The organism is Vibrio methylphosphonaticus, from assembly GCF_023634655.1.
GTDB lineage: Bacteria > Pseudomonadota > Gammaproteobacteria > Enterobacterales > Vibrionaceae > Vibrio > Vibrio methylphosphonaticus.
The window spans coordinates 216,347-242,132 of sequence record NZ_JAMKMS010000003.1 but is presented as its reverse complement, the minus strand read 5'-3'; the positions used below and the strand labels follow the sequence as shown (position 1 = coordinate 242,132).

20 protein-coding genes are annotated in these 25,786 nt (G+C 44.4%); 10 read left to right on the top strand and 10 right to left on the bottom strand.

The features are described 5' to 3' along the window. The first annotated feature begins 6 nt into the window (after positions 1-6). Genes M9196_RS05125 through M9196_RS05115 form a run of 3 tightly spaced genes read left to right on the top strand, consistent with a single transcriptional unit; the run spans position 7 to position 3,783 of the window. The gene (locus M9196_RS05125) at positions 7-1,095 is read left to right on the top strand and encodes a microcin C ABC transporter permease YejB (RefSeq protein ID WP_250616449.1); all 1,089 of its coding nucleotides are present in this window, start codon (positions 7-9) and stop codon (positions 1,093-1,095) included. Beyond that, positions 1,096-2,118 carry an ABC transporter permease gene (locus M9196_RS05120; RefSeq protein ID WP_250616448.1) on the top strand — a complete coding sequence of 341 codons (1,023 nt, stop codon included), beginning with the start codon at positions 1,096-1,098 and terminating at the stop codon, positions 2,116-2,118. Positions 2,119-2,133: 15 nt separating this feature from the next. After that, positions 2,134-3,783, top strand: a complete 1,650-nt coding sequence (locus M9196_RS05115) for an ABC transporter ATP-binding protein (RefSeq protein WP_250616447.1) — start codon at positions 2,134-2,136, stop codon at positions 3,781-3,783. Between the two features lie 220 nt (positions 3,784-4,003). Here M9196_RS05115 and M9196_RS05110 read toward each other — a convergent pair whose 3' ends face one another. The 3 genes from M9196_RS05110 to M9196_RS05100 form a co-directional block, all read right to left on the bottom strand. Beyond that, positions 4,004-4,669, bottom strand: coding sequence for a hypothetical protein (locus tag M9196_RS05110; RefSeq protein ID WP_250616446.1), 666 nt, complete (start codon positions 4,667-4,669; stop codon positions 4,004-4,006). 72 nt (positions 4,670-4,741) lie between these two features. Continuing rightward, positions 4,742-5,764, bottom strand: coding sequence for a hypothetical protein (locus tag M9196_RS05105; RefSeq protein ID WP_250616445.1), 1,023 nt, complete (start codon positions 5,762-5,764; stop codon positions 4,742-4,744). 197 nt (positions 5,765-5,961) lie between these two features. Then, positions 5,962-6,879, bottom strand: coding sequence for a LysR family transcriptional regulator (locus M9196_RS05100; protein WP_250616444.1), 918 nt, complete (start codon positions 6,877-6,879; stop codon positions 5,962-5,964). Between the two features lie 154 nt (positions 6,880-7,033). On the opposite strand from M9196_RS05100, the gene M9196_RS05095 reads away from it, so the two are divergent. Then, positions 7,034-9,040: a HAMP domain-containing methyl-accepting chemotaxis protein gene (locus tag M9196_RS05095; RefSeq protein WP_250616443.1), complete on the top strand. Its 2,007-nt coding sequence runs from the start codon at positions 7,034-7,036 to the stop codon at positions 9,038-9,040. Positions 9,041-9,143: 103 nt separating this feature from the next. Here the strand turns inward: M9196_RS05095 and M9196_RS05090 are convergent, their stop codons facing one another. From M9196_RS05090 to M9196_RS05080, 3 genes are all read right to left on the bottom strand, one after another. Further along, positions 9,144-9,650 carry an RNA methyltransferase gene (locus M9196_RS05090; protein WP_250616442.1) on the bottom strand — a complete coding sequence of 169 codons (507 nt, stop codon included), beginning with the start codon at positions 9,648-9,650 and terminating at the stop codon, positions 9,144-9,146. A gap of 122 nt (positions 9,651-9,772) precedes the next feature. Further along, complete coding sequence (locus tag M9196_RS05085) at positions 9,773-10,240, bottom strand: YjiG family protein (RefSeq protein WP_250616441.1); 468 nt, start codon at positions 10,238-10,240, stop codon at positions 9,773-9,775. Beyond that, positions 10,240-10,980 carry a nucleoside recognition domain-containing protein gene (locus M9196_RS05080; RefSeq protein ID WP_250616440.1) on the bottom strand — a complete coding sequence of 247 codons (741 nt, stop codon included), beginning with the start codon at positions 10,978-10,980 and terminating at the stop codon, positions 10,240-10,242. Before M9196_RS05080 ends, M9196_RS05085 begins: the two co-directional genes overlap by 1 nt. Positions 10,981-11,787: 807 nt before the next feature. Here M9196_RS05080 and M9196_RS05075 point away from each other — a divergent pair. From M9196_RS05075 to M9196_RS05055, 5 genes are all read left to right on the top strand, one after another. After that, positions 11,788-14,049 (top strand): hypothetical protein, encoded by a 2,262-nt coding sequence (locus tag M9196_RS05075; protein WP_250616439.1) that lies wholly within the window; start codon positions 11,788-11,790, stop codon positions 14,047-14,049. A gap of 100 nt (positions 14,050-14,149) precedes the next feature. Then, positions 14,150-16,063: a glycoside hydrolase family 17 protein gene (locus M9196_RS05070; RefSeq protein ID WP_250616438.1), complete on the top strand. Its 1,914-nt coding sequence runs from the start codon at positions 14,150-14,152 to the stop codon at positions 16,061-16,063. Positions 16,064-16,187: 124 nt separating this feature from the next. Further along, positions 16,188-17,507 carry a glycoside hydrolase family 16 protein gene (locus tag M9196_RS05065; protein WP_250616437.1) on the top strand — a complete coding sequence of 440 codons (1,320 nt, stop codon included), beginning with the start codon at positions 16,188-16,190 and terminating at the stop codon, positions 17,505-17,507. 28 nt (positions 17,508-17,535) lie between these two features. Next, a complete protein-coding gene (locus M9196_RS05060; RefSeq protein ID WP_250616436.1) occupies positions 17,536-19,656 on the top strand; it encodes a carboxypeptidase-like regulatory domain-containing protein in 2,121 nt (706 codons plus the stop codon). A gap of 959 nt (positions 19,657-20,615) precedes the next feature. Continuing rightward, complete coding sequence (locus tag M9196_RS05055) at positions 20,616-20,843, top strand: hypothetical protein (protein WP_250616435.1); 228 nt, start codon at positions 20,616-20,618, stop codon at positions 20,841-20,843. Between the two features lie 7 nt (positions 20,844-20,850). On the opposite strand, the gene M9196_RS05050 is transcribed toward M9196_RS05055, so the two are convergent. Continuing rightward, on the bottom strand, positions 20,851-21,978 hold the full coding sequence (locus tag M9196_RS05050) for a ribosomal protein uL16 3-hydroxylase (RefSeq protein ID WP_250616434.1): 1,128 nt from the start codon (positions 21,976-21,978) through the stop codon (positions 20,851-20,853). Positions 21,979-22,285: 307 nt separating this feature from the next. Between M9196_RS05050 and M9196_RS05045 the strand changes: the two genes are divergently transcribed. Then, positions 22,286-23,032, top strand: a complete 747-nt coding sequence (locus tag M9196_RS05045; protein ID WP_250616433.1) for a type 1 glutamine amidotransferase — start codon at positions 22,286-22,288, stop codon at positions 23,030-23,032. A gap of 98 nt (positions 23,033-23,130) precedes the next feature. On the opposite strand, the gene M9196_RS05040 is transcribed toward M9196_RS05045, so the two are convergent. From M9196_RS05040 to norR, 3 genes are all read right to left on the bottom strand, one after another. Further along, the gene (locus M9196_RS05040; protein ID WP_250616432.1) at positions 23,131-23,490 is read right to left on the bottom strand and encodes a glutaredoxin family protein; all 360 of its coding nucleotides are present in this window, start codon (positions 23,488-23,490) and stop codon (positions 23,131-23,133) included. A gap of 236 nt (positions 23,491-23,726) precedes the next feature. Then, complete coding sequence (locus M9196_RS05035; protein ID WP_250616541.1) at positions 23,727-24,074, bottom strand: DOPA 4,5-dioxygenase family protein; 348 nt, start codon at positions 24,072-24,074, stop codon at positions 23,727-23,729. Positions 24,075-24,182: 108 nt separating this feature from the next. Continuing rightward, the gene (gene norR, locus M9196_RS05030; protein ID WP_250616431.1) at positions 24,183-25,766 is read right to left on the bottom strand and encodes a nitric oxide reductase transcriptional regulator NorR; all 1,584 of its coding nucleotides are present in this window, start codon (positions 25,764-25,766) and stop codon (positions 24,183-24,185) included. Between the last annotated feature and the right edge of the window lie 20 nt (positions 25,767-25,786).

Sequence of the window (25,786 nt, the reverse complement as noted above, 5' to 3'; positions counted from 1 at the left end):
GACATTATGGCGGCCTATATTTTTCGGCGACTATTGCTGGTTATCCCAACGCTTTGGGCGATCATTACTATTAACTTTTTTATCATTCAGGTCGCACCTGGTGGGCCTGTAGAGCAAGCTATTGCGCAAATGCAGGGATTAAACTCCGGTGTTATGGAGCGCTTTAGTGGTGGTGGTAAGGAAGTCGAACTGGATACTAGCTCCGATGATGTATCAACAGGGTACAAAGGGTCGCGTGGCCTAGACCCTGAAGTGGTGGAAGCGATTCGCAAACAATTTGGTTTTGATAAACCTATCCACGAGCGTTACTTTGATATGCTGAAGAATTACGCCATGTTTAATTTTGGTGATAGCCTGTTTCGTGGTGGCAATGTTATTGATTTAATTAAAGACCGCCTCCCTGTCTCGATTTCTCTAGGGCTGTGGAGTACTCTGATTATCTACTTAATCTCGATACCTCTAGGGATATTTAAAGCGATTCACCATGGCTCTCGGTTTGATATTTGGTCCAGTGCCATGATCATTATTGGTTATGCAATACCGGGTTTTTTGTTCGCCATTATCCTTATCATTCTTTTTGCTAGCGGCAACTATTTCAGTTGGTTCCCATTAAGGGGGCTGGTGTCGAGCAATTTTGATCAATTGAATTGGTATCAGCAAATTATTGATTACTTCTGGCACTTAACGTTGCCCATTCTGGCGATGGTGATTGGGGGGTTCGCCACACTCAGTATGCTGACTAAGAACTCATTTTTAGATGAGATCAATAAGCAATATGTGGTGACCGCTCGCGCCAAAGGGTTGGATGAAAATAGCATCCTTTATAAGCATGTTTTTCGTAATGCCATGCTAATTATCATTGCCGGATTTCCAAGCGCATTTATCAGTATTTTCTTTACGGGTTCAATGCTCATTGAAGTGATGTTCTCGTTAGAAGGGATAGGGTTACTTGGCTTTGAATCAACCATTCAACGGGACTACCCAGTGGTGTTTAGTTCTTTGTATATCATGACGCTCTTAGGTCTGATCTTGAGTATTATTTCTGACTTAACCTATATGTGGGTCGATCCACGTATTGATTTTGAGGCGCGATAGATGGCAGCTAACCCTCTTACCAACGCAAGATGGCAGCGTTTTAAAGCCAACAAACGGGGCTTCTGGTCTACATGGATCTTTTGCTTATTGTTTTTTCTTAGTTTATTTGCCGAATTTATTGCTAACGATAAACCGCTGTTAGTCGAGTACGACAACCAGTGGTACTACCCGATATTCAGCCAATATACTGAGACAGAGTTTGGTGGTGAATTTGAAACGGAAGCCGATTATACCGACCCTTATGTCAGCGACCTTATTGAAGAAAACGGCTACATAATTTGGCCACTGATTCGCTTTAGTTACGATACCATTAACTACAACATAGTGGGTTCTGTGCCGTCTGCTCCGGATTCGGCTAACTGGTTGGGAACCGATGATAAAGGTCGCGATGTTCTCGCTAGAATTATTTATGGTTTTCGGATATCTGTGTTGTTTGGCGTCATTTTAACCATAGTGTCGAGCATTATTGGTGTTGCGGTGGGGGCGACTCAAGGCTACTACGGGGGTTGGATTGATTTAATTGGGCAGCGCTTTATTGAGGTTTGGTCTGGTATGCCAACCCTGTTCTTATTGATTATCTTATCCAGTTTCGTTGAGCCCAATTTTTGGTGGCTGCTGGGGATTATGGTGTTGTTTAGCTGGATGAGTTTAGTGGGCGTTGTACGAGCAGAGTTTTTACGATGCCGCAATTTTGACTACGTTAAAGCGGCTCACGCCATGGGGGTGAGCGACAAACGCATTATGTTGCGACATATGCTGCCGAATGCGATGGTTGCATCTTTAACCATGATGCCGTTTATCTTATCGGGATCAGTAACCACACTCACGTCGCTCGATTTTCTTGGCTTTGGCTTACCTGCGGGTTCACCGTCACTGGGTGAGTTATTAGCGCAGGGCAAAGCAAATCTGCAAGCGCCGTGGCTTGGGCTGTCTGCATTTGCTGTTCTTTCTATCATGCTGACACTTTTAGTGTTTGCTGGTGAGGCCGTTCGCGATGCTTTTGACCCGCATCAACAGGGCTAATACTGAGACTTAATTATGAAGCAAGAGACCATTGCATCCACACCCGTTGAACCAGCAAACGCTGCGCAAGCGCATGTTAAGAGCGTGCTTTCCATTGAAAAGCTTTCGGTCGGTTTTGGTAGTGGGAAAAATATTGAACAAGTCACTGATAAAGTTTCGCTAAATATTCACAAAGGCGAAACGCTCGCTTTGGTAGGAGAAAGTGGTTCTGGTAAGTCGGTGACCGCGAACTCGGTGCTGAAACTGCTCCCTAAAGGTTCAAGCCATTATATGGAAGGCAGTATTACCTTTGATGGTATTGATATGTTGTCGTGCACTGACCGGCAACTTAGAGGCATTCGTGGTGGGCGTATTGGGATGATCTTTCAAGAACCCATGGTGTCTTTGAATCCGTTGCATAAAGTCGGTAAGCAGCTGGTGGAGACACTGGCTATTCACCGCGGGATGAGAGCGACTAAAGCCGAAGCATTAGCCGTTTCGTGGCTAAAAAAGGTAGGTATACGCTCACCTGAGCATAAAATATCCGCTTATCCTCATGAGCTATCAGGAGGCGAGCGTCAGCGCGTAATGATCGCGATGGCGTTAATCAATGAACCAGAATTACTGATTGCTGATGAGCCAACCACCGCACTGGATGTCTCGGTTCAGGCTCAAATATTGGACTTGCTTAAAGATTTGCAACAAGAGCTTGGCATGGCGATGTTATTTATTACTCATGATCTAAGTATTGTGCGTCGTATAGCAGATCGAGTCGCAGTAATGAAACAAGGTGAAGTGGTCGAAATTGGTACATGCCAACAAGTCTTTGCAGCTCCATCACATGCCTATACTCAAACATTGATTAATTCGGATCCGCGTGGTTTACCTGTTGATATTGAGCCTAGCGCTAAAACGTTATTGGCGGTGAACGACTTAAAGGTGTGGTTCCCAATCAAAGGTGGGTTGTTTAAAAAAGTGGTGGACCATGTCAAAGCTGTGAATCACATGCAATTTCAGTTAAAGCGTGGTCATTCTATCGGCTTGGTTGGAGAAAGTGGCTCAGGAAAATCTACCACGGGCATGGCGATACTTAAATTGGTACAAAGCGAAGGACTAATCGAGTTTGATGGTCAGGATATCCAAACCCTAGACCGAAAGGGGATGTTACCTTATCGCAGCCGAATGCAGGTAGTATTTCAAGATCCGTTCTCCGCACTGAACCCTAGAATGTCAGTCGCACAAGTGATTGGAGAAGGATTACGTGTTCATTTTGAGCATGATGATGACGTGTTGGATAACATGATCTGTGACGTGATGAAAGAAGTGGATCTTGATCCCGAGACTCGTCATCGTTACCCCAATGAGTTTTCAGGTGGACAGCGACAACGTATTGCAATCGCAAGGGCACTGATCCTAAAACCCGAGTTTATTCTCCTTGATGAGCCCACATCATCACTGGATCGTACGGTGCAAGCGCAAGTACTCGACTTGCTCAAATCACTGCAAACGAAACACGCGCTGACCTATCTTTTTATTAGTCATGATCTTAATGTGGTGAAATCACTGTGTCATTACACCATCGTGATGAGAAACGGTGAAATTGTAGAGCAGGGTGATACACAAACGATGTTTGCCGCACCGGAGCATGACTACACAAAGACATTGGTCTCGTTGTCGTCATTTTAAAAATTAAACCTAGCCAATAGAATGCTAAGGGGAGAGAGTCACCGATGAAAGGTGTAAGACTAAACAACTAAATCGCAGACCAGTAACAATTCAGCACGAATGCCTTAAGCGTAAGGGTATAAGCGTTAATGACTTAATAGCCCAACCAATATGACTAACTCAACCAGAATGCTGATCAACAAGGATAAAATAAGTAGATTGAGAATCAAATTCGATTTCTCTATTTAAAATTGAAATTAAAACCAAATTCATATGTGCCTTCTGTTGTTCTCGGTTCACCGGGACGAACGCGGTGTTGACCGTAGCGATACTTCACATAAGGTTCCACATATTTTGGTTTGAACGTTAGCGTGAAGTCAGCATGTAAGATATTAGGCTCTAGATCCGTATGGGACATGATTCGCTCGTGATTAAGCGAATAGCTGACGTTTAGCCAATCTATTGGTGTATAACTGGTTCCAATGCTGGTTTTCCATTCTTGATGCGCCTGTGCTCCTGTCTCTAAAATTTTGCCAATGACATTTTTTCGCCATTCATAGGATGTAGAACCAAAAATGAGCACATCATCGGTCAACATTCTTCCAGCAAAGACACCAACGTTATAAATATCAACAATGTCAGCGCGCCCATAGGTAACAAAGGCTTCCGTATAAGTCTCACCAAGTAGCATGCCGTAGCCTGCGCCAAGTTCAAGATAGCCTGTAGAGTCCAATTCAAAGCCTAAATTGATTTCTTCAGTCGCTTGTACGGTTCCGGAAACCGTGCCAACCCACGAATCGCCGACTTTTGATGTTTGCAAGCTCATAGAAGGTTCGTAATACGCCAACTCATGGTGATTGGCATAGGCACTAAGCGGTAAAAATAATAGGGCAATCAGTTTTTTCATCGGTATTACTCAAATAAAAAGGAGCCGATGAAATCGGCTCCTTTGATTTTATGGTTATTATGATTTTATTATTTACGAGCGGCTCACTCGGTCTTTTACTGCCTGTTTAATTTGCTGACGTTGCTCTTGAGATAACGATTGAATTTTAGATTTAAGCGCTTGGCGGTCTACATCGTTGCCGATTTTGTCTTTGAAGTATGCTTTTGCTTGCTCGTTGGCATGAATACCGACAACCTTACCATGTTGGTCAGTGGTAAATTCAATATCTCCTCCGTTGAATCCTGAGATTCGTACAATTACGGTTCCATCTGCTCGTTCAAAACGTTCAATGTCCTTGATAACTCGGTCGTTACCAAAACCTGGGTCTGTTTCAATTGGGTTATCCATCTCTGGGGTATCCCAACCAATTCTCGTAATAACACCATTGTCTATCGTAACGGCAAGGCGACCTTTGCCAGGAACTTTGATCTCAACGTAGCCACCGTAGTTTACGACCTGAATGTGCTTAACTTCATCGGTATCACCAATGGTGATAGTATATGTACCAGTCCCATCTTTTACGTCGTCAGTAGGTGTGATTGTGCCCAATGGTTCGCCGTTGAATGTCAGCACGCCAGTTTCAGAATCGATATACCAAACGTCAGTTGGAATAACCCCAAAATCAGGGTCGACATTCGGCAGATCGTTGCCTGGAAGAGGAGGTTGGTAGCCAGAAACGACTAGGCGACCGTCAACATTTGTCAGGGTTATTTCACCACCATTGTTACCGTGGAAGATGTAACCGTTATCTTGACCTTCAATACTACCTACCGCTTCACCATTTTTGTCGGTAACATCACCGTTCTCAACAAAGTAAGTTTCACCATTTAGGTGGACGTAACCACTTCCTTCGTTATCAACGGCGACAAAAGCATTGTGTTCACCTTCATCACCTTGAATAAGTGCTGCGTTGAAAATATCACCTTCATAGGTCGTGATGTCTGCAATGCCGTCTTGTGGTGCAGGGCCCGTGTCTCCATCGTTGCTAGAGCCATTCGATGAACAACCTGCTAAAAAAGTCGCTGCGATAAGAGTGCTGATAAGTTTAAGTTTCATTGGTATCTCTCAAAATAATGTGGAACAAAGGGGGATGCTTCATGCTTGTGAAGTGGCGTCCCTAGCCGATGAGAGAAGTATAGGTTTGCTAAAGAATAGTCACCAATGAAAGGCTTTTATTAGGAAAATAACGCTAAGTTATTAATAAGTAGCTGTTATCTCATTAATAACCATAGGTTATTAATGAGTTCGTGAGGTTAAGTGGTGAGTGTTAGATGCAATTTCTTACGTAACCATTGTGTGGTTGCGTTATTTCTATTTTTATAATGGAAGAAGGTATTAATGTCGGTATTCACCCCTTCGTTTCCAAACAAGATAGGCAGAGAGCGTAAGCCGGAATTGTCTTCAAGGTTAAGGAACATTGAAGCAGGGAAAAGAATGTCTGAGTGCTTAACAACATCAATAACAGCGGAAGGCAGTTCGGAGCGAAATACGACATTAGGCTCTATGCCTCTCATGATGAGCATTTTTTCGGTATTGGATAAATTGGAGTTCCAATCTGCGGCAATCAGGGTGGCGATTTCAAACTTTCCACCATCGTGCATTTCAATCTCATTTTTATCAAAAGGGTGATCTTTACGCATATAAGCTCGAAAAGTATCTGTGGTTAGTTGAGTTTGTACCAGCTCTTTTGGCGCGTGGGCAATAGAGTAATTGAGGCCAAGTTGGACATCGTCATTGACGATATCTTGTAGCGTCGTTTTGTTCCAGTTTAGCAACTGGATCTGAACGTTTGGTGCTTCTTTTCTTATCGATTGAAATAATTTACTGGCAATACTACTTAGGAAAAAAGGTGATATGGCAATTTTGACGGTGCCGTCGAGTTCACTGGGGTCAAACTCTGAGGAGTGATTGACTGCGTTAGATAGCTCATCCAAAATCGGACTGACTGATTCTGCAAGGATATTGGCTTTTTCTGTTGCGCGTAGCCCATGATGGGTTTTGACAAAGAGCTCATCACCAAAATGGTCTCTGAGTCGCTGCAGTGCTTTACTCACAGCAGGCTGGGAGACAAAGAGCCGTTCAGCGGCTTTTCTCATATTACGCTCTTGATTCAAAATGATGAAGGTACGCAATAAATTGAGGTCGAGATTTGAAAACAGGTCTTTGGCCATGGGATATCCTTAACTTTAGGTTACCTATTGATATTAAGAATAAACGCGTTATCGCGCAAAGACTTATTTATAGAAGTTACAATAAATTGTGTAGATTTTGTTACCGTTGCCGATATAGTAACAAGTTAATAAGGATTTTATAAAAGGGTTAAGGATGAAGTTCTCGATATCGGGTAAGCTTAGAATGGGTTTTCTAGCGCTTGGTGTACTGTTTATCGTCTCTTCGTTATTGGTTTATCGAAGTGTTATTCACGTACAAGACCACACACAATCTTTACTGCAGTATGATTTGCCAACGGTTGACGCGAGTCGTCAGGTGGGGCAGTCCCTCCAATCGACCGTCTCTGTGCTTCGTGGGTACATGCTATTAAACGACTCGGAAGATGGCCAACAGCTTGGTCAGGAAAAGGTGTTAGCGGCGTTTGACACAACCGACATTCAACTGATTAGTCTTGAGTCACTAATTGCATCGAGTCAGTATAATGACTTAGATAGTAATTGGGCTGAAATTAAACTCATTGCCCAAGAAATAGTGACTCTCAGTCACAGTGATGAAAACCTTCCTGCTCACTCTATGTTTATCAATGAAGCCGCACCTATCGCTGAAGTTGCCTTAGATCAGTTACAAGGTTTGATTAATGATGAAGCCGGCAGATCTGAGGGGGGCGAGCGCAAACGCCTGTTCAAGCTTTATGCCGATGGTTATACATCGTTAGCAAACGCACTCGCGGCTCTGCGAGACTATTTACAATATGGCCAACAAGATTATTTAGAAAAATACCATGACTTAATGAAATATCATCGTCAGGTCGTTGATGAAATTTCCGGAAAAACGTCACTATTAAGCTCAAGCGATCAAAGTTTGTGGTCACTGTTTAATGAAATGAAGCAGCTCTATTTCCCACTAGTAAAACAAGTAATTCAAATTAGGCAGTCGGAAGATTGGGACCATGCAAGTTACCTGATGTCTTCTTCACTCGTGCCCGCTGTCGACGAAATGCAAAACACGCTTAATACGATTGTTTCTCAGCAACAAGCCAATGCGGTGAAGACCGAAGAGAGTATAGCAACGAGTATCACCATGGTTGTCGTCATTCTTCTGAGTAGTTGTGGTGCTGCATTACTGGGTGCTTTCGTAGTGTCGAGTGTAATGGGGCATCACATTGGTGCGCGTATTAAAACGCTTGCAGGCAGAGCGCAACAAATCGCCTCTGGTGATGTATCCAACCCAGCATTAGTGATCACAGGTAGCGATGAACTTGCTGATTTAACGCGTTCAGTGAATGCTATGAATCAATCATTGGCAGATCTCGTCGGTGGTGTCACAGAGAACGCGGTGTCGGTTCAAGGCGGCATGGCGCAATTAATGCGATCTAGCCGAGATGGGCTTCAACGAATGGAGCGTCAATCTGAACATGTTGATGAAATAGGACATTCGTTATCAGAGGTTGCGGTGGGGGCCGAGCAAACGGCTCATCAGGTGCAGGCGTCGTCGATGACGTTATTTGAATCTAAGTCAGAATTGCAAAGCGGAGAAGTGGCATTAAAAGCTAACCAAGAGAGCATGACATTGTTAGCGGAAGCGATTGAAAAAACGCAATCATTGGTACAGACATTGAGTCAAGAAAGCCAAGCGATCAGTAAAGTTACCGATGTCATCGAAGGGTTGGCGGAGCAAACTAATCTGCTGGCTCTTAATGCGGCGATTGAAGCAGCGCGAGCAGGCGAGCAAGGGCGAGGGTTTGCTGTTGTGGCTGACGAAGTACGTATGCTTGCCAGTCGCACTACAGAATCAACGAGCGAGATTAATAGCATCATACAGGCTATTCAATCTTCCACGGGTAAAGTAGTGGAACAAATTGGCATTGGAACCACTATCGCTGCTGAGGCCGTCGAACATACAAACAAAGCGGCCTCAAGAATTAAGTCAACGGCTGAGCAAGTGGAGAACGTCAACGACCAAATGAGTACCTTGGCGGCGACAGCTGAACAACAAGCCTCTGCGACACAATCTATTTCAACACTGGTTAATGAAATAAACGAATCACTAAAAGTGGTCGCGCAACAATCTCGTGATGCGAATCGTGTCACGGATGAGGTGACGGCGCGTGCAGATCAGCTTAGTGGGCAAGTCGCGCAGTTTAAGTGCAGCTCGTCTTAGGTTTCAGTTGAATAATGATACAAACTAGCCAACAACGTTAAGCGTCTAGTTTGTATCATGCTGAGAAAGGCAGCTTAATCTAATGATTGAAGCGGAGTTATCACTAGATTTTGAGGTGATTATTTTTGTCTCGGCTGCTTTTGATTAATTCGTCGTGATTAATCTCTTGCACTGACTTCGCCAATCGGTCGTAGAGTAGAACATTGGTCGTTGCCGCAAGGTTCATGCAGCCAATTGTTGGTACATAAACAACCTCATCAGCCTGCTTCACGATTTTCTTTGGAATGGAGTTGTCTTCCGGTCCAAAAATATAGATCGCTTTTTCAGGGTGGACGAAGTCTGGCAACGGCGTTGCCCCTACCACGAGTTCAACACAAACAATTTTCATCTCTTCAGGTAAAGTGCCGAGTAGATCTTCGGTTCCGACTAGAGGAATGGTCTTGTTTATATTTTGAGTATCAGTCTGAAACTTTGCGGCTTTATCGAATCGCTCACCACTATAACGAACCTCCGACGCTTGATAGCAACCCGCAGCACGCATGACCGCACCGACGTTGGTTGGACTTTTTGGATTAACGAGACCAATAATCACAGACTTATCATTTGCCACAACAGAATTCCTCTACTTAATTAGGTTGGGGAGTATACCTACTAATTGAGTCTTGATAAGACTTACTCCAAAAAAAACGGCCTCAATAGGCCGTTTTATACAAAATTTATGTCTACTTACGACTAAACGAGGATGTTCATTAAGAACATTGCGCCAAAAGCATTCAAAACAGAGATCGCAATCATCACTGGAATATAGCGGCCTTCAGTGCCGATTGGTCCCATGATTCGACCCATATACTGGATTTGTGAGCCCATTAGGTAAATGGCAGGCGCTAGTATTGCAATGTGCGTACCATTGAGGATTCCTTGGTCAAACAACGTAATTACCACGCCTACCGCGCCGCCCATCGACATCCATGCACCAATCAAAACTGCAGCTGATTCTCCTGGTAACCCAAACACTGCCATAATAGGGGCAAATAGCACGCCCATTGCACCCAGTGCACCGGTGATTTGTAGAGCTTTGATAATTACAAACGCCATCAAAACATTTGGTACCGTTGAAGTCGTCGCGATGACCCAGCCCTTCTTTGCACCTTCAACAAATATGTCGGTGACCATTGGCTTTTTAGCTTTTACTTCACTCATTATGCCATCTCCTGCTTTGTTGATGTGTCGTTGTCATTTTGGTTTTTGTCTTCCTTGCCTTCAGTGATGTTTAGGTAAAGGCGGAATAGGTTCGCACCAACAAACTTAAATAAGAACATAACGGCGACCGCGAGTCCTATCGACGATGTGACGGCCAGAGAACCATCCATCATAGTTAGGGTAAACAATACGGCGCCAGAGGAGAAAAAGTTAACAATGGCTGCGCCTGCGGTGAATTGGAACATGGTAAACACGTCGGTTTCACGTTTGGTCAGGTGACCTTCATCTTTAAGCTGACGAGTCATCGCCGCACCGGCATCAGTACTTTGTAGCGAGGCAATAAGCGCTAGTCCAGAGTTACCAGGGATTCCCATGAGAGGTCGAAGAAGCGGAGAAAGCAGCTTACGAGCAGCATCCAACGCACCGTAATGTTCTAAGACGTTGATCATGCCTAAGGCAAACATCACCGTTGGAATAAGCGTTAACGCGAAAATAAAACCATCACGAGCACCGCTTCCGCCAACACCACGAAAGGTGGTCTTCGCGGCTTCAACGACACCGTCAGAGGTTTCACTAACAGAATGGGCAACTTGACCAAACGAGCCATTAAGCGTCGTAAAGTCGAAAACGCCGTACCATTCGTTGGATTGTAATAGACCAGAAAAGAAAACGATTGCAAACGCAAGAGCTAGATAGCTTCCTATAGTGACCTTGCGTTCTGGAGTGTTTGGATCAGACATGATGAATCCTTGTAGTTCGAACAGGATGCGTATTGTGGCGTGCCATTGACTGGTGAAGAATGATCGTCGTCAATGTATTGATTAATTTTGTATGTGTAAAAAATAGTTGTTGTTTGTTTGTAATTTATTGGATGTTTTAGTGTTTTATTCTGGTGTTGAGTAAGAGTGAAAAATGAGAAAATTACGTGAAATGTAATGAATAGACGATATTTTATTATAGGTCACTGGAAGGATAGGTAGGCAGTCATACCGCGATGTAACTTTTGCAAATGGTGAACTTTCCGTATCATTTTTTAAAACTCTATATCAGAAGCTTACCTACAATAACCGACCACATTTAGCTTTTTTATTAGGAAAGCGCTTGCTCTTCTCCTTTTCTATTAAGCGGTGTGATTTGGTTCTCAATTCAGTGTTGTTTTTTGCTTTTGCTCACGAAACTATAATGACAATGCCCAACATTAGAGCGTCAAAGCACACTTTTTATTCAAGATAGAGGATTTTCAAATAACCATTAGCTAGAATGAAAATCAAACTAGCAAGACAATAAAGCAAACTTTTAAGAAACCGCTTTCTTTTGTGCGTTGATGAAAGGTTAACCTTTTGGCTTTGTTTTTTACTGTTGAAAGGGGTTTATTTGGCTTTGTCGCCTTAAAGTAGTGCTTTATACCTTGGCGATTATCATTTTGCTATTTATCACACGATGTTCACGTAAGGCTGATTGTAGCTATTAATGAAAGCGCTTTCTTTTTAGGTTGTGCATCAAAACCACTCTATACATGAAGTTATTGACTACCAAGGAAATGTAGGATGAGAACAAAAAGCAAGAAGTTTAAGTTGGCAAATGTCGTTTTGGTTACAGCGTTATCAGCAGCGATGGTCGGTTGTGGTGATGATAGCTTGGCGGTAAATGAAACCCCTCAAACGCCAGATGTGCCGGAAGTTCCAGAAACTGGAAGTGATTTCGTTGTGTTTAAAGATTCGTTGAATAGTTATTGGCCGACATGGGACTGTTGTGGCGGGACAACGCCGAGTAATCCCGAAGAACTGAATGCTTACGGAACGGTAACCGAGTTTCGCGTAGGGGATACGCCAGCTGTTTTGGGCTTTGTACGCGATGTTGCTCGTGGTCCATTAGATGCGAGTGCCTATGAACTTGAAGGGACGTTAGAGTTTGACATAAAACTGATGGCCAGCCCTGGTGAGACAACGTGGAGTGTGAAGTTAGAAAGTAATGGTGGACCAGAAAATGGCAACCAGGGTGAAGCGGTAGAAGTCGCGCTTACTACGCCAACAGACAGCTGGCAGCATGTAACCGTTACACTCGCTGATCTTGCTAATAGCGGTTTGGATCTGTCTAGCATTGACAACATCCTTATATTCCCTAAATGGGGAGAAGGAGCGGGGGCTGTGTATCGTGTCGATAATGTTGAGTTTACCTCTGATGGTAATTCGTCGACCCCAACTGAACCAGAGCCAGAGCCGAATCCAGACGCTGATGCCGGTGATAAATTAGATATCACTAGCGTGGAAGATTTTGGTGGGACCGCGACGGTGTTAAATGCAACTAACCCAATTTATACCGACATTGCACCAACAAGCGCTAGTAATGTGGTAATTAAAACAGATAAGCCTGCATCTGCTGAGGATTGGGCGGGTACGACATTGGGCGACACTACTCAGCTGGCTCTTTCTGCCGAGCGCAGCAAAGTATCAGTGTGGGTTTATTCTCCGGAATCTAGTGTGCCGGTTTTGCTGAAAGTTGAAAACCAAGCCGACGACAGTCAATTTGCGGAGGTGTTGGTTTATACAACGGTTGCGCAGTCTTGGGAAAAGCTGACGTTTGACTTCACCGACTTAAACAGCGGTTCGATTGATGACAGTTATACCTTTGACAAAAAATCAATCTTCTTTGATTTTCTCGTAGACGCAGCGGAAGACAAAGTTTTCTATTGGGATGACGTGACGTTTGTTGAGGCCGATGATGAAGTGACGCCACCCGTAGAGCCGCCTGTGGAACCGCCTGTCGATGAAAAGACACCTGCTTTTACCATTTATTCTGATTTAGCCAACCCTAAATGGGCGGCGTGGGACTGCTGTGGTGGCACAACCCCTTCTATTGTTGAGGATGGCGAATACGGTAACGTCACGAAATTTGAAGTAGTGGGTGCGACCGTACTTGGGTTCACGACTCGAAGCGATGCTCAAGATGCTGGCCATACCGCAGTGGATGGTGTGCCTTATGACGCAAGCGCGCTTGCAGAGACCGGCACATTAGAACTTGACCTTAAACTTGTGACTCCGCCAACGGATGGCGCCGCTGCTTGGAAGTTAAAAATTGAAAGTGTAGAAGGCGTACCCCTTGAGGTTGATTTACCGAGTGCACCGACATCTGATTGGCAGCACTTTAGCTTCAACTTGGCAGATTTCGCCAAACAAGGCGTGAATCTAAGTGCCATAGACTTAGTGATGGTATTTCCAGCATGGGGAACAGGCAATGGTGCTGTCTTCCATGTTGATAACGTCAATTTCTTTGCTACTGGCGCCACACAAGAGCCAGATGTGCCAGTCGTGCCGGACGGGCCGACTGATGGTGTAGGGGATATCGGTGATACTGGTTTAGTTGTGAATGGTGGGTTTGAGCTGGGCAGTTTTGAGGGCTGGGCAGTGGAAGGCGCGCACATGGCTGTTGAACAAGATACCGGTGGAACGTATTTGGCCAAGTTAGTGGCCCCAGAGGCGCAAAACCCATTCATCAAGCAAACTCGAATTGGCGAAGGTGTGATCACGGCGGGTCAAAGTTTAACGGTATCTTTCGATTTGAAGGGCTCGGCGAGCGATGGAGGGGTTGTTAATGCATTACTCTTCTCTGAAGGATCGGCAGGGGTTTCTAAGACAGACCCGTTACTCTCTATTATGCCTACCGATGATTGGGTAAGTCATAGCTTCGATGTGACTACTGGATTGGATGTTGAATGGGGCGTGTCTATGCTACTGCAGCCAGTGTGTGGCGCGGTTGCAGGATGCGAAGTGACGGCATATTTCGATAACGTTTCTATTACTGCGAATTAATACTGCCCAAAGGTCTCTGGAATTAACGTTCTAGAGGCCTTTTTAATTGATGAAATGAACCTCGATAGAAATAAAAACAAAAGTGTGCAAGGAAGAAGCAATGAAAAAATGCAGTTTAAAAGCAGCAATGCTAGTAGGTTTAACGCTTGCGATGTCGGGATGTGGCGATGAGAAACTCACCGCCACGCCCTCAACACCTGACGGAGGAGGCTCTGGCTCGACAGAGTTAACCCCTCAACCTATTCCGCTTATTCAGCCTACTGCCGCAAACGGCGATGCTTTATTGGGTAACCCGGATTATCTTGCTATATCTTATGGAGCATGGCGCACCACGGTTCGTGAGTCAGGTGTCAATGTACCGACTGTCGACCAACAGAAAGAAGACATGAAAATTTTAGCCGCAATGGGAATAAAAGTGCTGCGAACGTATAACACGCAAGGCTTTATTGGGTTAGATGGAAAAAGCAATACAGAAAATCTCCTACAAGCGATTAGTGAGTTGAAAGCTGAAGATAGCAGTTTTGAAATGTATGTGATGTTAGGGGTTTGGATTGAAGCGCTAAATTCCTGGACAGATCAACAAGTCATTCATGACCAAGAAAGCCCTAAAAATGCGCTGGAAATGGCAAAAGCGAAAGAGCTCGCGTTAGCCTATCCGGAAATTGTCAAAGTGATTGCCGTGGGTAATGAAGCGATGGTCAATTGGGCTGAATACCATGTGGTGCCAAAAATTATTTTGGATCATGTGACGGATTTACAAAGCTGGAAATTTGATGATCAAAGTACCTCTCGTATCTGGGTTACCTCTTCGGACAACTATGCGGTGTGGGCGGGTACGGACCCAAGCGGTAATACCGGTGACCAAGCGAGTCTCAAGGCCTTAATCGAAACCGTTGATTATGTCTCTATGCACTCTTATGCTCACCACGATACTTACTATGATCCAACATTCTCTGAACAATGGAAAGTCCCAGAAAGTCTTCAGAGTTCAACGCTGAAAGAGCAAATTAACGCGTCAATGGATAAAGCGTTTGACCGTACTGTCGACCAGTTTGCCCAAGTGCAAACCTTTGTGAATAACATTGATGCAAGCTTGCCTATTCACATAGGAGAAACGGGCTGGTCTTCCGTGTCTTCAGAAATGTTTGGCGCGGGTGGAACACAAGCCGCGGATGAGTATAAACAGAAAATCTTCTATGACGATATGCGTGACTTTACTAATGAATTTGGTGCGTCTCTGTTCTATTTCCAAGCCTTTGATGAGCCGTGGAAAGGTGACGCGAACAATCCCACCCATTCGGAAAAACACTTTGGATTGATTGATATTGATGGCAACGTCAAGTATTTGGCATGGGATAAGGTTGATACGCTTAATGATCTCGGGTTGACCCGTGGCGACGTGTCTTCTTTTAGCGCCAGTTTTGGTGGGGATGAACTGACGTTGATGGATTCGGTGCTGCCTCCTCCATATGCGCCAGTGACGGCGCCACCACAAGATGGCGAATTTAGAGTATTAGGAAGCGTTCTTTATGACGGTGCTATTGCCTATGGTTGGGATAATCCTGCCACGGCATGGGCTGGGGTGGATGCTGACACGGGTGTATTGACTATCGCGGCTAACCCGGCAACGGCGAAAGATTGGGGGTGGGGCGCGGGTGTTGGCATTAACAACCAAACCAGTAACTTAACGCAGTCAACGAAAATGACGTTTGAGATCCGTGGCGTTGACGGAGGAGAAAGTGTCTTGGCTCGATTCGGATTTGATTTGGGTTACCAAACGAAGGCTTCCGGTGGGTCGAATCACTGGGTAAGATTTAACGCTGGACAGGGTTACACGCTGACAACGGACTGGGTCAAATATACGATTGACCTTAGCGACTTCTCTGATGCAGCCGGCGCCGATCTTAGCGTTGTTAACTCTCCATTTACTATTGGAGATGTCTATTCAGAATCTGGTGGTAGTGCACCGACTCGTAGCGATATAGAAATCAGAAATATCTCTTGGCTAGAGTAGCGTAAGCGATTCTTTCATGCGCTGAAGGGCGCTTTCAAATGGGCGATAGCTGAATCCTTGGTTATCGCCGCTATCCAATATTGTTCATTTCCATGAGGGCGATTTGCCATCGTGCGAGTGAACTTTGTCTGAAGAAATTGAGGCGATGATGTTGTACAGAATGATATTACTGGCGGGAATAATGATGGGGGTCGCTCAGCCTGCTTACGCTGGGTGGGAGGTTCAATGGATTGACCGATTCGATGGAAGTGGGGTGGATTGGAGCGCATGGACACCACAAACCAAAGCCAACTATAACAACGAGGTGCAATGCTATACCTCCGATGATTATTCTGATTTGCGAAATTACGAAGTATCAGACGGTACGCTGAAGATCATTTCACACAAGAAAACACATAATTGCATGACGCTTGGTGGGCAGCAACGGACGTGGACTTCTGGTCGCATCAATACCAAAGATAAGCAGGAGTTTTTATACGGCCGTGTGGAAGCTCGAATTCGATTCCACAATCTAGAAGCAGGGACATGGCCGGCTTTCTGGATGCTAGAAAATCGTATTTTCGAACAACCGATTAAAGGCGATGGCGATAGTGTGAACTGGCCTTTGCCCGGTGCGGGAGAAATTGATGTGTGGGAGTGGTTTGCCAATCAACCAGACGTTTATATTACCAATTTCTACAATGCGAATAGTTGTGGCCATGAAGTTCGGTACCCTTACCCAAATGGGCGTCTACAAGTAAAAGAATGGCACCAATATGCGATGGAGTGGACACATGACGATATTCGTTTCTTTGTGAACGATACCTTAGTTGCCGCTCACGATGTCAGTCAGTGCCCGCAATATAAGGAACCCATGTTTGTGTTACTCAACTTGGCAATGGGTGGCAACCTAGGTGGAAATATCGACCCTGATTTAAGTACCGCCAAATTGGAAATCGATTACGTTGCTCATTGCCAAAAGAGTGAAACCAGTAGCGCTGAATATTGTAATGAGCAAACACCTGTCTCGGATAATACATCGCCAGACCCTTCCCTTCCGGATGTTTATTTGACGATGCAACAAGATGGTAAAGTAACGTCTCTTGTTGACCCAGAAAACGGCATCGTGACGTTAATTGCAAACCTTGAGTTAGCGGATGGTACAGAAGAAGACTATTCCCTCATTTGGCAGTCTCAAGCACTTCCTAGCCCTGAAACTCGTTATAACACGCTCGTTTTTGATCCATCTTCAATGATCGATGGGACTTACCGTGTCGAAGTGGCGCTTCGCCACAACTCAAATTCAGCCTTGTCTGCCCAAGATGACATTGAATTCCAAGTGATGACCGCTGGAGATATTGAGCCGGCGCCTCATGGTTCGTCTGACTCATCGGGCGGAAGCAGCGGTTTATTCATTTTATTAAGCCTATTTGGATGTGCCTTACTAAGGCAGCGTCGTCGTTAATTTAAATGTAATTAGAAGGAACTCGAATATGATGTGGAAAAAATTAGGCGCGATGCTGTTATGCACAACATTGTTCGGTTGTGGCGGTGGAGGTGATGGAACGGAGAGCGGGCCAAGTGGGTCAACGCCACCGCAAGAAGAAGCAACACAGCGATTAACCTTACAATTAACCGACGCTAACAGTCAGTCACCGATCAACGGTGTGTCACTGATGATTTCAGGCAAATCAAGGACGACTAACGCTCAAGGCTCGGCCTATTATGACTTAGAGCCAGGTACTTACATCGTATTAGCGACAAAGTCGGGGTATGTCTCTGAACAAAAATCAGTCCAACTTGGAGAGAATGACCAGACGGTTTCAATAGCACTAGAACAAGATGTTGATGAGCCTGCACCAGAAGAAATGTATGTGTTCCACTCAGAACACGATGACTCCTATTATATGGAGTTTTGGGGGGATGATTGGGGTTCGGGGGCGACAATGTCTAACCAAGTCGTTGATGAAAACTTTAGTAAAGTACTCGAATTAAGTAGTGGGACTAACTGGGGCAAAGGCGCGGGTATTGCTTGGGGAAATGAGCAAGCAAACAGCATTGATGCCTCGATGTATAATTACGCACGTTTTAACTTAAAATCCAATGGATTTGAGAAGGTTGAAGTCCATGTTCAAGGCTTCAATATTCCTAATTTTAGCATTACTCTACTTACCAGCTCTGGCACGGCATTGGCGGATGGTTGGAGACAGTTTGAGGTGGCAATACCTGCTACGACTCAACTTCGTTGGTTTGCTTTAACCTTTCCGAGTGAGGTAGAGGCATCAGTGTTAATCAGTGATATTTCTTTGATAAATAAAACCGTACAAAAGAGTGAACCATCGGTCTCTGCGCCAATCCCGACTGTTTCTGATGCCGATGTTTTTTCAATTTATAGCGACAGCTTAAATGAAGACAAGTTTGTCTCACTCTGGAATGAGAACTGGTGGAATGCGCCATTTTATTCTGAAGAAAGCATGAATGGTGACCATTACGCACGTTATGAAATTGTAGGAGAAGGCTCCCAAGGTGGCGTGACAGGTATCCAATTTGGCATTGAATACGGCAGCGTTGATGTATCACATCATGATACGTGGAATGTTGATCTCTATATAGAATCAGGCATTAGCAAGGTGGTGCTGCAATTAGTCTCGACGGATGGTTCGGCAACATACGCACTGGATAATCCTCAGACTGGTCAATGGTTGTCGCTTGCGATTCCATTTTCAGATATGACGCTTAACGGCAATGCAGCGTTGAACACGGCACAATTGCAGATGGCTGGTATTCAACTTTGGGGAGCAGAAACAAAAGCAATCTTTGTTGATAATTTTTACTTTTCAGGTACATCCAATCAATATGATATCAATGTGTTGGTGAAGGATGAGCAAGGGTTTCCTTTAGCAAGTGCTGACGTGTTAGTCGGCGTTAGCGGGGAGTTTGATGAACCCTATACAGTAAAAACGAGTGATAGCGGCATTGCAGTTCTGACGCTAACGCAAGGTACTCAAAAAATAAAAGCACTGGCGGATGGGTACGGTATTACACAAGTACTAACTGCCATTGGCAGTGTGAATGACCTGACGCTTTCGCTTAATCCGCTGGCATCGCAGCCTAGTACGGCCGCCCCTGTGCCGACGGTTGCCAATGAAGATGTCATTGCCCTATTTAGTGATTCACTGTCTAGCCCGCACTACGTTACTTATTGGTCAGATGCGTGGTGGAACCCGCCAGTTCATTCAATGATCTCAATTTTGGGCAATCAAACGTCGAAATTCCAAATTACGCCAGATGGTGTGGCGGGCGGAACAACAGGTATTCAGTACGGTGTTGAACCGGCCAGCCCAGTTGACGCATCGCAAATGACAGGACTACGGTTTGATTTTTATGCGACTGCTGGAGTGACGCAAGCTCAGTTCCAGTTGCTGTCCGAAAGTGGTCCATTGCTGCTTATGATGGAAAATATTACCACCGACGAATGGGTATCGATTGAATTGTCATTTGATGCGCTAGGGGCGACACATCAATATGATAAAACCCAAATGACCCAGTTAGGTATGGCGCTATGGGGAACAACAAGCGACAGTGTGTACTTGGACAATCTATATTTTTACTAGTGTAAGAATACTTACTAGGATATGTGAGCGTAACTATATACTTCATGTTCAGGTACAGATCGGCAAGCCAAATTAATATAAATGCCAGCGATAACACGCTGGCATATTTTCACGTTACCTTACTGTATATGTCTAAAATTGCTTAATAATGCTTAGTTTTAGCGAAAAAATTCGACTTAATGCCTGAACTTATATAAGCACCTTCCCATACTTCTTCTGTTTCTATTTTACCCATAATTACGCGCGGCAATTACCGTTTCTCGCCATGCTCATGAACAACAAACAACAAACAACATAAAGGTTCGCTGTCATACCCATTATCACTGACGAAGGTATTCGGTTCATCGAGTTGTTCGACGAAACTTTCGAATACAAAGTGTCACACCGCGGATCTTCTGATAAATCAACGTAAATGGGCAAACCATTACTACCCGTTGGAAATAGAATTTTTGTGGAATTCCTTCTACGGCTTTTTCCTATTTGTTCAGAGCTTTCCTTGGCCGAGCCTTAATGATGTTGATGTCTCGAACAGTAGAAGCACCTGAGAGCGCCACTTTCAAGTCAGCGATACTGGATAACTGATTAACACGAACTCTTAAAACACCCTTCTTCGCCCAAAGATTAAAACGTTGGGAGATAGAGTTCGAATCCTCAGACTCAGGAGGTGAATCCTCTCGTGAGCTGCCTGTCATGGTTCTAAAAAATATTCACGACAGATTAACATGGTCTAATAGTACCCGACTATTAGAGTCAGCGTATAAAGTCGCATGACGACTGTTCATTAGCACTAATCCATATGTGACATCATGATGTCTAAATGACTTAATTCGTAGTGAGTCATTTAGACATGAATTATATCCAATAATTAGATTAAATAACGTTAATACTAGGGTTTCAAAAGTTGGAATGATAGTTGCTTAATGATAATCATTAGCAACTATCATGATCGTGAGGTCAATATGAAACAACAATTTCAAACAGTACTTTTCATTTCTAATGTAACTTTATTCACGACGTTACTTTTGATGCTGCTCAGTATCATTATTGCTTATCCAATGGCACATCACTTTTCGCTTCCAACTCAGGTTTTTGCACATATCAGTACAATACTGATCGCGGCCCTATTGAAGGTAAGTTATGTTGGACGCTGCCTTGCTCAGTACAACCTGGGCCTTGAAGTCCGATAGCTAAACGCTACTCGGCATACCAATATCCCTTATTGACAAGCTCGGTGAGTAAAGACACAGCGCTAGTGGAAGGTGCTGGAAGCTGAATCGTTGTATTGTGGCACAATGCCATAATGAGAGGTGCTAGTTCTTCTGGCACCTTGAGCATTTCACCATTCACATACAGCATCGAAGGTTCATCTTCATGATGCAGGGCGCGTAAACCCGCGACTTTGGTCAACTCACCCGAATTACTTAAATGTTGCGCCAATTCTTCTTGCGTCCATTTAGGCTCTGGCGCAATGATATTCAAATGATGACGAGACTGGCTGAGCATTGTAGCCATAAAATCTTTCATAAGCAGCGGGTCATCGAGTTTCGACTTGAGCATCTCGGTCAGTGATGCGAGATCACAAGCTGTAATGGCCCCATAGTTGTCCTGTGTGGTTAGATCAGGTTTGTGCATGTGCACGTCGCCGTAGTCATTCGCAAGGATGTAGTCGGCAAAGTTACTCACTAATTCTTGTTCTTTTGGTGAACGGAACCCAACGGAGTAGCTCATTGAAGGTTCGAGTGCGTAGCCATCGTGAGGAAAGCCAGGTGGAATATAGAGAATATCGCCAGGCTCCAAGATTTGGTCAATTTCAGCATCAAAGGATTCAATTTGACGTAGTGCTTCGTGACGGCAGGTTTCTTTATATTGACCTATGTCTTTTGCGCCAACGCGCCAGTGACGTTTACCCATACCTTGGATAATGAACACGTCATATTGGTCAATATGAGGGCCTACACCGCCATCTTTAACCGAGTAGCTAATCATCAGATCATCGAATAACCATTGTGGCATCGCTTTAAAAGGCGTGACAAGCTGTGCTGCACCTTCATGCCAGTGGTTAGCCGCTTGGACGATGAAGGACCAATTAGTCTCTGCCAATGACGAAAATTTATTTTCATCAAATGGGCCATGTTCGGCTTGCCACTCGTCATTAAGATTGGAAACGAAGCGAGAGTCGACTTCCTCTTCCATGGTCAATCCGGCGAGTTCTTCTGGCGATAGTGGATCTTGAAAGTGAGCGAAGCCACCTTTAATGATGGTGGGTTTCTTCTGCCAGTAAGTGGAAAGAAACTCTTGGAGCGAGAAAGTTAATTGGTACATGGTATGAGTTCTACTCTAATGAAATCTGAGCGCATTCTAGCAAGAACTGAGCAAGAGTCATAAAAGCGTTCGCACCTTTTATTGGTGGATTGCCGTCTACCTGCAATCGCAATATTTTTTCAAGCGGGTGTCATCTCCAATGGCATTGATAGAAATCACACCTATACTCAAACTATAGGGCAGAACACGTTAACGAAGATACTGAAAAATAGAGTAATTCTACAAATAGATTGATATGGGACAGTCTGAGTGTATCAAAGAGATCGTGAAGAGACAGCATTACCGTGGGCAACAAGAAAGGTGGCAAATGAAAATAGGGATTTTAACGTGTGGCTACGTAGATCAGGCGCTTTCGAGTGAACATGGGCAATATTTCGATATGATTAAGGCATCATTAAGCGAAGTAAACCATGCATTTGAGTTTGTAAATTTCAATGTGCTGGATGGGGAGTTGCCCAGCTTTGACGAGTGCCATGGCTTTATTGTGAGTGGCAGTGTGCATAACGCTTATGATGATTGCGAATGGATTCACAACCTGATGGATTGGATCCGTGCTTGCGAAGCCAGACGCAAGCCTTTAGTCGGTATTTGTTTTGGTCATCAAGTGATTGCGAGAGCGCTAGGGGGAACGGTAGAAAAGTCACCCAAAGGCTGGGGGTTGGGTAGCTATGAAGTGTTTGTCACTGCCCAAAAGAAGTGGATGAATTTATCGATGGATACTATTCGTTTGCTGGTGAGCCATCAAGATCAAGTCACGATTGTTCCGAGAGGGGTTCGAGTGATTGCCAGCAATGAATTTTGCCCTAATTTTATGTTGGTAAAAGATAATCATGTATTAACGGTGCAAGGGCATCCGGAATTTAGCGCTGAATTCACGACAAAAGTACTGGAACAGCGTAAACATCTTGTCTCACCTGAGCATTATAAAGACGCGTTTAATCAAATTGATAAGCCGCAAGATTCGGTGCTTATTCTGCACTGGATAGACGCGTTCTTTGTGCTAGGAAGTCAAAAGCGTCTTGCAGATCCTCTTGATGAGATGACGACGCAATGATTGTTGTGGCGAAGTCGAAGGACTAGAGTTATTAATGGCTGGGTAATGCTAAGACACAAATCAGTATTAATAACTCTATGGACACATTCTAAGGGGCGTTACGCGAATTCTTTTTGCAAGTAGGACACGATATCTGATGACTCGTACATCCACTCAACTTGTCCATCTTTTTCAATTTTCAGGCAAGGAACTTTAACACGGCCACCACCTTCTAGTAGTTGCTCGCGTGCTACATTGTCATTTTTGGCGTCTTTGAGCTCAATGTTGACAGACTGTCGCTTCATTTCACGGCGAACTTTGACACAAAAAGGGCAAGCTTCAAATTGATAAAGCGACAGTGCTTTAGCTTTTTCGTTGGCTTGCTGCTGAGCTTCGCTTGTGCGTTTAACACCGCGAGGGGAAAACACAAAATTGAGCACCAAAATAATTTTTCCAAGAACAATACGAATGACTTTCATAACGACCTTTGTTGAGCGGTTTTTTATTGTGGGGCGATGTTAACATTTTATTTACGCTTCAGACATCTCTTTACTGTTATCACCTATGACCTTGATATCAAATTATCCTGATACCTGATACCTGATACCTTGAACTTATCCACCTTAAGTCAATTTACTTTGACACTAAGCCTTCGTGATACCGCTATAACAGTTCGATATTGTTATGGTCTAATTGATCTCTGATGAACGTAAGGCTAAAAGGCGTCAAAGTTTAACGCCACTGCATCCCCCAACCAATAAGCAAAGGTTGTATGATCTTTGATGTCGTCACCAGTGTCAGCATGAATGAGTACGCTTAACCCATCTCTGTGCGCATCTAACCAAGGCACCAACAGATCGAATGATTGATCGCTGAATAAAATTTGACAGCTCCACTTGGTATGGGGTCCAACGGTTTTTTGGTTAACTCGCCCTATTTCTAGACCGAATTTTTTACCGGCAGCATGGCATAGGCGAGAAGCAAACGGCAGAGTGGCTTGGTCGAAATAAACATGAGCGTGGTAGGCTTTATGGCTATTAATAGGTCTTGGTGGGGTGTTCATATTCATGTTTCTGCTTGTCCATTCTATTTGCCCTAGTCGGGTGATGCCAGAGTTGAGAAAGGGAAATGACTTAGGCCATTCCCTGTAAGTGTGTTGTGTCGATTAACGCTATAAGCGACTGATTTGAGGGTTTTTAGAAACGGTAATGCCGAGTCGCTTCGCAAGCCGTATTAGGTTCGCGCGATCAGTCTTAAGCACTCGACTGGCTTGTGCCCAATTATAATCGGCTTGAATCAGCGCATCCGAAATGACCTTTCTCTGAAACTCTTCTGTTGCCTCTCGTAAACCACTGTTTGTATTAATACTGATAGGAGGCTGAGTGTGGCTAGTAGTGACGGTGGGAGTCGCTTCGTCGTCAAATTGTCCACAGTCTTCAATACTCACTGAAATTACTTTTTTATCAAACATGCGTGCTTTTGCTTTTAGGGTTGCACGATTGATGACATGCTCGAGTTCGCGTACATTGCCCGGCCAATTGTAGCGATTTAGATAAGCGCTTACGTTCGGGCTTAGTTTTAGCTGTGAAATCCCTAGCTTACGTCGAGCCTGTTCAAGGAAGAAACCCGTCAGTAATTCAATGTCGCCATTGCGATCTCGAAGGGGAGGAACGGAAATCGGGTATACCGTTAGTCGGTGATACAAATCTGCGCGGAACTTACCTTGTTCCACTTCTTCTTTTAATTCCCGGTTAGTTGCAGCCAGTATACGTACATTTATTTTTTGAATTTCATCTCGACCCACTGGCTGAATTTCATTGTTTTGTAATGCACGCAACAATTTACTTTGCGCAGCGAGTGGAAGTTCGCCAATTTCGTCAAGAAAAAGGGTGCCGCCATCAGCTAGCGCAAACTTGCCTTTACGATTTTGGTCTGCACCAGTGAAGGCACCTTTAACATGGCCAAACAATTCGCTTTCGATAAGATTTTCAGGGATAGCGGCGCAGTTAACGTAAACCAATGGGTTTTGTTTTCGTGTCGATTGGTGATGAAGCGTACGCGCCACAAGCTCTTTACCGACACCTGTTTCACCATGGATGAGAATATTAAAGTCTGACGGAGCGACTATTTCAATGTCGGATTTCATAGCTTTCATCGGCGCACTGTTGCCAATCATTTCCCCACCGTCTCTTTCCCACGCTTCGACGTTAAGCTCTTCAAGTAGCTGTTTGGATTGTTTCGCTTGGTATTCCAGTTGAGAAAACGTCATCGCCATTTTCAGTGTAGAGGCAGCAATGGCGGATAAAACATCAAGGCTTCGTTTAGGGATATCGTCAAATGCATTTGTCGACAAGCTGTCTAGCGTCAATGCGCCTAACATTTTGTCTCCGAAAATCAGCGGAAGCCCCATGCAAGAGTGCATCGGTAAATCACCATGATGATCAATAAGTAAGCCATCAAAAGGGTCTGGAAGGTCACTATCGGCATCAAAAATAACCGGTGTAGTGGCGGCGCAAATTTGTGAAAACCGTGGGTGCTCGGCGATGACAAACCTTCTTCCCATCGTGTCGCGAGACAAACCTTGCATCGCAAGGGGAACTAAGGTGTCACCTTGTTGAGAAAGTAATGCGACCGAATCACAATGGATGGTTTTTCGAATAGTATTAAGCAGAGTGTCAAATCGTTGTTGGTCATTGCTGCTACTGGCAAGCCCTATCGTCAATTCGACCAGATTGGATGGAGAAAAATCTTGCATAGTTACCGTCACTTAGAAAG

Coding starts and splice junctions, on each gene's coding strand:
- M9196_RS05125 (WP_250616449.1), top strand. CDS start 7: ATGGCGGCCTATATTTTTCGGCGACTATTGCTGGTTATCCCAACGCTT.
- M9196_RS05045 (WP_250616433.1), top strand. CDS start 22,286: ATGAAAATAGGGATTTTAACGTGTGGCTACGTAGATCAGGCGCTTTCG.
- M9196_RS05075 (WP_250616439.1), top strand. CDS start 11,788: ATGAGAACAAAAAGCAAGAAGTTTAAGTTGGCAAATGTCGTTTTGGTT.
- M9196_RS05080 (WP_250616440.1), bottom strand. CDS start 10,980: ATGTCTGATCCAAACACTCCAGAACGCAAGGTCACTATAGGAAGCTAT.
- M9196_RS05050 (WP_250616434.1), bottom strand. CDS start 21,978: ATGTACCAATTAACTTTCTCGCTCCAAGAGTTTCTTTCCACTTACTGG.
- M9196_RS05060 (WP_250616436.1), top strand. CDS start 17,536: ATGATGTGGAAAAAATTAGGCGCGATGCTGTTATGCACAACATTGTTC.
- M9196_RS05115 (WP_250616447.1), top strand. CDS start 2,134: ATGAAGCAAGAGACCATTGCATCCACACCCGTTGAACCAGCAAACGCT.
- M9196_RS05055 (WP_250616435.1), top strand. CDS start 20,616: ATGAAACAACAATTTCAAACAGTACTTTTCATTTCTAATGTAACTTTA.
- M9196_RS05110 (WP_250616446.1), bottom strand. CDS start 4,669: ATGAAAAAACTGATTGCCCTATTATTTTTACCGCTTAGTGCCTATGCC.
- M9196_RS05120 (WP_250616448.1), top strand. CDS start 1,096: ATGGCAGCTAACCCTCTTACCAACGCAAGATGGCAGCGTTTTAAAGCC.
- M9196_RS05040 (WP_250616432.1), bottom strand. CDS start 23,490: ATGAAAGTCATTCGTATTGTTCTTGGAAAAATTATTTTGGTGCTCAAT.
- M9196_RS05100 (WP_250616444.1), bottom strand. CDS start 6,879: ATGGCCAAAGACCTGTTTTCAAATCTCGACCTCAATTTATTGCGTACC.
- M9196_RS05095 (WP_250616443.1), top strand. CDS start 7,034: ATGAAGTTCTCGATATCGGGTAAGCTTAGAATGGGTTTTCTAGCGCTT.
- M9196_RS05085 (WP_250616441.1), bottom strand. CDS start 10,240: ATGAGTGAAGTAAAAGCTAAAAAGCCAATGGTCACCGACATATTTGTT.
- M9196_RS05105 (WP_250616445.1), bottom strand. CDS start 5,764: ATGAAACTTAAACTTATCAGCACTCTTATCGCAGCGACTTTTTTAGCA.
- M9196_RS05035 (WP_250616541.1), bottom strand. CDS start 24,074: ATGAACACCCCACCAAGACCTATTAATAGCCATAAAGCCTACCACGCT.
- M9196_RS05070 (WP_250616438.1), top strand. CDS start 14,150: ATGAAAAAATGCAGTTTAAAAGCAGCAATGCTAGTAGGTTTAACGCTT.
- norR (WP_250616431.1), bottom strand. CDS start 25,766: ATGCAAGATTTTTCTCCATCCAATCTGGTCGAATTGACGATAGGGCTT.